Consider the following 7,305-nt stretch of genomic DNA (forward strand, 5'->3'; position numbering starts at 1 on the left):
ACAATACAGGCAAAACAACCTTAAAAAAGTTGTCTAAAAAAGTGTTGACAATCCACCTTCACCTCACCAGCGTGCATGGTAGAATTAAACAGTCGAAACTCAACTGTTCCTTTTGTAAAGGTTGCATGCAGATTTAAACCTCTGTACCGACTTTCATTATAATGAGCAGTCCTTGAACTGATTGTGTCAAAATACCACATATTGGCTAATTCTTCCAATGTCTTTGGCTTTTTCCTGTTAATCACATCAATTAACCTCTCATTGACCTTCTGGCAGTATCTCAAACGCTCTGAAGAAACCTGTAATGCCTTATACAAGATGTCCTCTTTTTGAGCCATCAGATTAACCAGATTTTTCAATGTTTCTGGCGTATGTGGTTTTGCATCAATGTGAATATGAATCCCGCAGCTCTGATTGACAAATGCACCAGCATGTCGGAGTTATCTTACAATCTCTTGCAAATCTTCGATATCCTCATAGACTAATATTGGACTGACAACCTCTACAGAATATTGTTTGCTGGCAAACACCTTACCGCCTGCTGTCTTTTTCTGGCAAGCAATAGAGGCATCGCTCATACATTTCCAAATATACCCCTTTTTATCCCGAATCTCATAGGCATCATATGTACCTCCTGCATACACAAATGTTGTCTCAAAATACTGTGCTATTACCTCCGCTGCTCTTTTTCTTGTTATTCCTGTCATTTCAATCTCAATTCCAAATTTCTGTGCCTTCATAATACATATCCTCCAATCTTGCACGTTATGTACATTTGTTCTTTTTAAGTTGGTTTGTATGTTAACTCTAGTGTGCAGGTACTGCAATTTATTTCTGCACTCTAAAGTAGACAAAAATGTTGCTCATATCTTTACAGTGTTTGTGCAGCAATTCTACTGTATTGGCACAAATCCATTTATACATCAAATAGAACTTTCTTATTCTTCCTGTTTATTTTCATATAATATTTTTACTTCATCAAATACCGCTTTTTTGATTAAAATTTTTCTCTTATTTACCGCTATTTTTCTAAAAATTTTCTTTTATAATACCGCCTTCTAAGTCTTTTTCTATATTTTTTTCTATTTCTTAATATGACTCTAACTTATTTATCTTGGGGGAAATATTGTCTAAGTAGAAATTCATTGTATTTTGATATGCTGTTTTTCTATCTGAGCATATGCTTCTTTTCTATGAGATGCAAAATTTTTCCCTTAAGCAGAATAAGTGCCTAAGGAGTGTGAAAAAATATGCTAAAAAAAGATATCAAAATTAAGGTGAACAAGAAACTATGGAAACAGATGAAAGAAAAGGTCAAAAAAAGATTTCAATATGGCTTACTGTGATACTGATTGTCTACTCATAATTCTTTTATTAGCTTTATACAAAAAGAAGCATTCTTTGCGATGCAAAGATAATTTGTATTTATTAGTAGATAATCTAACAGATTTAGCAGAAGAAAATTATATCTTCAAAACAATTTCAATATATGGAAAATTAATGGAAAACTTGAAAAATGTATATAAAAAATTAAGTTATAGCCAGATTGTGGAACGTGCTATTGTAGACTATCTGCACCTTCCTTTAAACTTTTATACTGATTGCATATCACCACTATACACAATTGTTGGTTCAAAAAACTATACCATGCAAAAGGCAACTGCTAAAGCTGTAGATAATATGTTACTTTCCCACAAAGATATGGTATTGATTGATGCCTGCTGTGCAACAGGCTCGCTTTTCTTTGGCTTAGAAACTTATGAGTGGAAAAAAGTAATCCTGAATGATATGAGTGCATTGCGTACTAACTTTTTAAATGTGCTAAAATCAGAACCCCTAAAACTGATAAAGATGATACTAGATACAGATATGACTTTTATTGAACAAAGCAACAATAAAAATGAGAAACTACATATTTATAAAGATGCTACAAAAGCCTATGAAGAAAAACGTCAAAATTATAAAAAAGTCGATTGTAATGTTGAAATTGCCTATAAAATGTTTTTGCTACAATGCATTGATAAGGCTCAGATTGAAGGCTCTGACAAAATATTTTCAAGAATCTTGAAATTTCTACCAGCACACTTAAAGTTGCAAAGTGCTATTATTACTAAAACAGACTGCCTTACATATTTAAAAAATGACACTCCTAAGCTGGTATTATTGGATGTTCCATATATCGGCTCAGAAAAAGAATGTGCAATTAAGGGATATCGCTATGAGCCATTTCATGGCAAGGTAGCCAATCTTCTTCAACTGGCAGTGTATCCATTTATTTATTACTGCCGCAGCTCTGCTCCTAAATCTGATACTATAAAATCTACTGAAGATAAATTAAAGATAATGAAGATGAAATTAGGGGTTTATTTTATGGATAAAAACTTCTATTTTCAAAAAATCCATCTGAAAGAAGATACAGAATTGCTTATCAACAATCAAGAGTATGATGGGGAAACTCAATTCCAATGGACTGATTTTGAACAGGATTTGTTGTAAAATAATAGCCCCACATATTATGTAAATACTTAATGTGGGGCATCTAAATCTTTATAAAAACTCATTGACATTAAACCTGTTATAATATCAACTCACCATTTTCATTATATTTTTCATTAAGTAAGCCTTCATTTGTAATGCAAAATTTTGATGTAGGAGTAACTGTTATTAAATAAACATGATTATCTGTTCCTAAAATAATTATTGCTGATTGAACCCCGTTATTCATATTTTCTATTTTTAAAATTTTACCATTTTGAATATTATTCATAATTCCACCTCTAATTATAATAATATCCTCAAAATATTTATTTATACCAATAATTAACTAAAAACAGACATCTCTTCATCTGATATTCTACAGCACCATTGAATAATAGTTTTACCTATCTCAATCCAATCTCTTTTTAAGTAATCTGGTAAACACTCAAAAATATTCCTACTTAGTTCTAAATTTTCTTCTTCTGCTTTTAACGCTTCACTAGGTATTGAATCTATTTCTTTCATTTGTTTTAACCTATTATTTACACCCTCACGAAACAAATATGTATCAACTTTATTTGTTGCTTTATCAAAAATTCCATTTAAAAATATGTAATCTTCATCCTTTGTTAATAATTCATTTAATGAACAATTCAGAATACCTTGAGCATCACATTCTATTAAGAAATCATCATATAACTTATGCCACTTTTCATTCACACTATTAAATTTCTTAGCTTTAAAACCATCTTTTATATCAATAAATCTTAATAATTCTTCACTCTCTAGCTTTTTATTTAACAAATCCAAAAATTTTTTAGAATGATTTAGTATTCTTATATATAATATTGGTGGAAGTAAGTTTTCCTTTTCCCTAACTTTCAACGGCAAAAGTGAAATCACATTATTTTTCTCATACTTTTTAACAACTTCTATTGCTTTTATTAACGTACTTCCTTTATCATCATCTTTATAATCTTTATCACTATCTGCAATACATAAAGATATATTAAATTTTCTCACCACTTCACTAGCTACAGTTTCTATATTACCCCCACTATATGATCTTCCATCATATTCTATTGATATATTTGTAAATTTAAATACCTTATTATTAACTTCTGTTGCAATATCAACAAAAAATTCTGCATCTTTATCATTTTCAGTCAGAAGTTGTGTACAATTAATACTTATGAACTTTTCAATTGGAACATAATATCTATCATTTAAATAATAAATATCACTTCTTAATTTACTTTTATATGCTACTACTCTTTTATCTACACTATTGACAAACATCCCAACTGAAGAATATCTTTGAATCAACCACAACACCACATTTTTATTAAATTTTTCTATTAATTGATTTTCGCTCAAAAACTCTAAAATTTCAATATTTGCAAACATTATATGCTTTTTAATTGCAAATGACTTTATTATAGAGTTAATTGCAACTACAACTTTATTTGTATAATTAATTTTATTCTTATTTTTCTCTAAGTATTCTACTATTGAATTATCTATCTCTATTATCATTTCTTTTAACCCTCTTATTTGGTGTAAAAAATCCCATAGGCCATTCTTGTAAAAACCCATCCCTCGTATATTGCTTTGGTGAAATATTTGTTTCATTTTTATCTTTATCAAATACTAATATATTTACATCATCACTACTTAAATATCCCTTTGCAATTAAATATCCTATTCTTTGAATCATAGTTTCACTATGTGTTTCAAAAATAATTTTTAAATCTTTATGTATTCTATGAGCTTCTTCTAACATTTCAGCAAAAACATCTATTAATTTTGCTTGAAAGGCTGGATGAAGATGCAATTCTGGTTGTTCAATAATTATTGTCACTTTTTCATTATTGAAGATATTTTTGTCGTTCTCATAAAAATTCAACCATATTTGCATTAAAATAGGTAAAACTTGAGAATATCCATATCCCACATCAGCTAAATTATATGTATCATTAGTTTCATTATCCTTTAATAATAACGAGATATGACCTTTTCTATCTATTAAGGTAAACGAAACTCCAAATCTATCAGAAACCCACTTTTCAAATTTTTTTCTTTGTTCTGATTTCAAACTATGTAATAACATAGGTAAATTTTCTCCAGAAGAGTCCAATTCATCAATACTTAATCCTTGAACTCGATAGTATCTTTCAACCATTGCGCGAATTGGTTTTATATATTTTACTGTACGCATTTCCAAACGCATTCCTAAATTGACCATTTCAATAATCTCCTCAACAGAATTAGCTATGATCAAATTGTTTAATTCTTTAAAATACTCTTCATCTATTTCCAAATTTTGAAGTTCTTGATATAATTTACTTGGAAACTTTAATTGTTTTATGTAATTTAAAACATTTTCTTTACTTCCAATTGAAATTCGTTGACTAATCTTATATATATTTTCCTCATTTGTTGTCCGATATGCTTTTTCTTTAAACTTCTTTACAATTTCTTTTTCAAAAATAGTTGGTCCCCAATACCTAGAACTACCCAATCTTTGAAAATGACCTTCTTCATCTATAAAATTCACTGTAGGAATTAATGTATTTGGTTCTCTATAAAATTTTTTATTAGGAATCAACTCATCCAAAACACTACTTCCATTTACTAAAACACTTTCTACTATATCATTTTTTCCGTATTTTATTTTAATATTTTGATCAAAAAAGTTTATTTCTACACTTTTAAAAAGATTTTGACCTATTGATATTTTTAGTTCTATATGTACATCTTTTTCTAGTTCATCATAAAATCTTCTGCTAATTATTCTAATAGTATTTTTTCTAAGTACAATACTAAAAGAAAATTCTATCTCATCTGTTTTAGTATTTTTACCTTTAGATAAACATTCCTCAAAATCACCTAAATCAACAAAATTTCCATACCATAATAATGGTTCCGATATTTTAGTTTCTATACTTTGCTTTATCAAAGGAATTATTCTAATAAACGAGCTTTTCCCTGAACTATTTTTTCCAACCAAAACTGTAATTGGCTTTATATCTATATTACTTATATTTCTTAATGATCTAAAATTCTTAACACCTATTTTTTCCATAATATATACCTCTTAAATTATAATAATATTTTTATACCAAAATACCTCAACGCATCCTTGATATACTCTACCTTTTCTTTCGGACAATGTTTCACTTCAGGCTCTTCCTTTTTAGACTTATTATAATTCTCGCCCATCTCAATACCACACATCCGCTTAACCTCAGCAATATACCTCGTATGCACCTTTACCCCATACTTATCCAAAACATAATCTTTAATCTTCTGATAAGTAGCCTTTTTCTCTGCTGATATCAAATCCAATTCATCCAGCTCTAAATCTACTTCCACATAGTCATCAGGTCTAAGTTTGGACAAAAGTACAACCGTCTCCACATCGCACGAGAGGATAGGAAGTATGTCATTTTTCTCAGTTCGTTTGTGGAAACATATCCATTAGCTAAGATAATTAACTTTTAACAACTTTTATATATAAGAACAGGTCTATTCGTTTGTTTCTTACAAATAATCATTCACTATTTTCCAAGTATATTCTTATTATACAGCATTTCAGATAATTTAAAAGCACTCTACAACTTGTTTCCAAATTATAAAGTACAATTCAAAATTTATGCTCCCGTAATATGTTCTATTTTGTATTCATATTTACATTTTAGACTATCTCCAATATAAATATTAACTATTGTGGTTCTTGTCAATCCTATAATATCTGATGCTGTAATCTTTATAATCAATAAAATCATTTCACCATTTGCTCTTGTAACAGAATTATTATATTCCAAATTAATGTGTGAATGAGTTTCTAAAATACTGATTTTATCAGAATTTACAATAGGTGTTCTACTAATAAAAACAGAATCCCCTTGTACTGTTATCTTATGAATTTCCAAATCAGACACATTAAGATTACAAGCAAGATTATCCGAACAATTTGTTAATTTAAATTTCAACTTTTGAAGCATCCCCTGATATCCCTCCAATAATAAAGAAAAAACAGGAGCCACTTTATTTTTTTCAAAATTTATTAATAAATCATTATTTTCCTGAACCTGTGTATTTTGCCAAAAAGCAAGTGTTCCAAGAATAACAGTTCCCCAATATACAAATGCTGATCCCCATAAGCCAGCCCAATCACCGGCTGATAAATCAATCTGCTCTAAAGCATATTCTTTAACAGCAAATACTGCGATAACTGCAATGGGTGCCAAAAAAAGTATTAAAAAAACACCAAGTTTTTTTATAAATTGAAACACATTGTTCATTTCACACGACTTTCTTTCTTAATCCTACAATAATATACATCTCTATGATATTTTAAGATTTGAATAACTCTCTGTAGGGCAGAACGCTCCATTCCATTTGGAATTTCTTCAATACTATTATATACTGTCCTGCTCTTTTCCAAAAGAATTTTTCAACGTGTTTCCCTCTCAAATTCCAAAAAAGGTCTGTTGATTCTTTCAATCCAATTCTTATATGCATGCAGATTACTCGTAAACCAATGATATGACTCTCCTCGTTTATTAGTAAGGGCCACCGCTAAATCTGCATCATCACTACATAAATTTTTACTTTTTAATTCCTGGATTATTTCTTCTGATTCCGGAACTGCCGGTACAATATCAATATTAAATCCTATGCCATTAATTTCTGCATACTTGATAGTCCAACATTTATCCCATTCTATTTGCTCCAATCGTTCTTTATAAACCTCAGAGTTGCACAACGTTTCTTTTACAATATTTTTTACATAACGCGCAGTTGTCAACTCCTTATCTTCAT

General features: G+C 29.3%; 6 protein-coding genes and 2 pseudogenes. 1 reads left to right on the plus strand and 7 read right to left on the minus strand.

Annotated elements, in window-relative coordinates:
• Nucleotides 1-20: 20 nt before the first annotated feature.
• Nucleotides 21-740 (minus strand): annotated as a pseudogene (locus QZ321_RS12175) (amidoligase family protein).
• Between the two features lie 592 nt (nt 741-1,332).
• Between QZ321_RS12175 and QZ321_RS12180 the strand changes: the two are divergent.
• A complete protein-coding gene (locus QZ321_RS12180; RefSeq protein ID WP_294196994.1) occupies nt 1,333-2,496 on the plus strand; it encodes a hypothetical protein in 1,164 nt (387 codons plus the stop codon).
• A 79-nt stretch (nt 2,497-2,575) separates the two neighbouring features.
• Here the strand turns inward: QZ321_RS12180 and QZ321_RS12185 are convergent, their stop codons facing one another.
• The 6 genes and pseudogenes from QZ321_RS12185 to QZ321_RS12210 all read right to left on the minus strand — a co-directional run.
• The gene (locus QZ321_RS12185) at nt 2,576-2,767 is read right to left on the minus strand and encodes a hypothetical protein (protein WP_294196996.1); all 192 of its coding nucleotides are present in this window, start codon (nt 2,765-2,767) and stop codon (nt 2,576-2,578) included.
• A 53-nt stretch (nt 2,768-2,820) separates the two neighbouring features.
• Nucleotides 2,821-4,014: a hypothetical protein gene (locus QZ321_RS12190; protein WP_294196998.1), complete on the minus strand. Its 1,194-nt coding sequence runs from the start codon at nt 4,012-4,014 to the stop codon at nt 2,821-2,823.
• Nucleotides 3,995-5,563 (minus strand): AAA family ATPase, encoded by a 1,569-nt coding sequence (locus QZ321_RS12195; RefSeq protein ID WP_294196999.1) that lies wholly within the window; start codon nt 5,561-5,563, stop codon nt 3,995-3,997. Before QZ321_RS12195 ends, QZ321_RS12190 begins: the two co-directional genes overlap by 20 nt.
• Nucleotides 5,564-5,580: 17 nt before the next feature.
• Nucleotides 5,581-5,880 carry a 23S rRNA methyltransferase gene (locus QZ321_RS12200; RefSeq protein ID WP_366665124.1) on the minus strand — a complete coding sequence of 100 codons (300 nt, stop codon included), beginning with the start codon at nt 5,878-5,880 and terminating at the stop codon, nt 5,581-5,583.
• 251 nt (nt 5,881-6,131) lie between these two features.
• Entirely contained in the window at nt 6,132-6,785 is a 654-nt protein-coding gene (locus QZ321_RS12205) for a hypothetical protein (RefSeq protein ID WP_294197000.1), read from the minus strand.
• 152 nt (nt 6,786-6,937) lie between these two features.
• Nucleotides 6,938-7,305 (minus strand): annotated as a pseudogene (locus QZ321_RS12210) (hypothetical protein); the annotation flags it as partial.

It is taken from the genome of uncultured Clostridium sp. (genome assembly GCF_910588715.1).
Lineage (GTDB): Bacteria > Bacillota > Clostridia > Clostridiales > Clostridiaceae > Clostridium.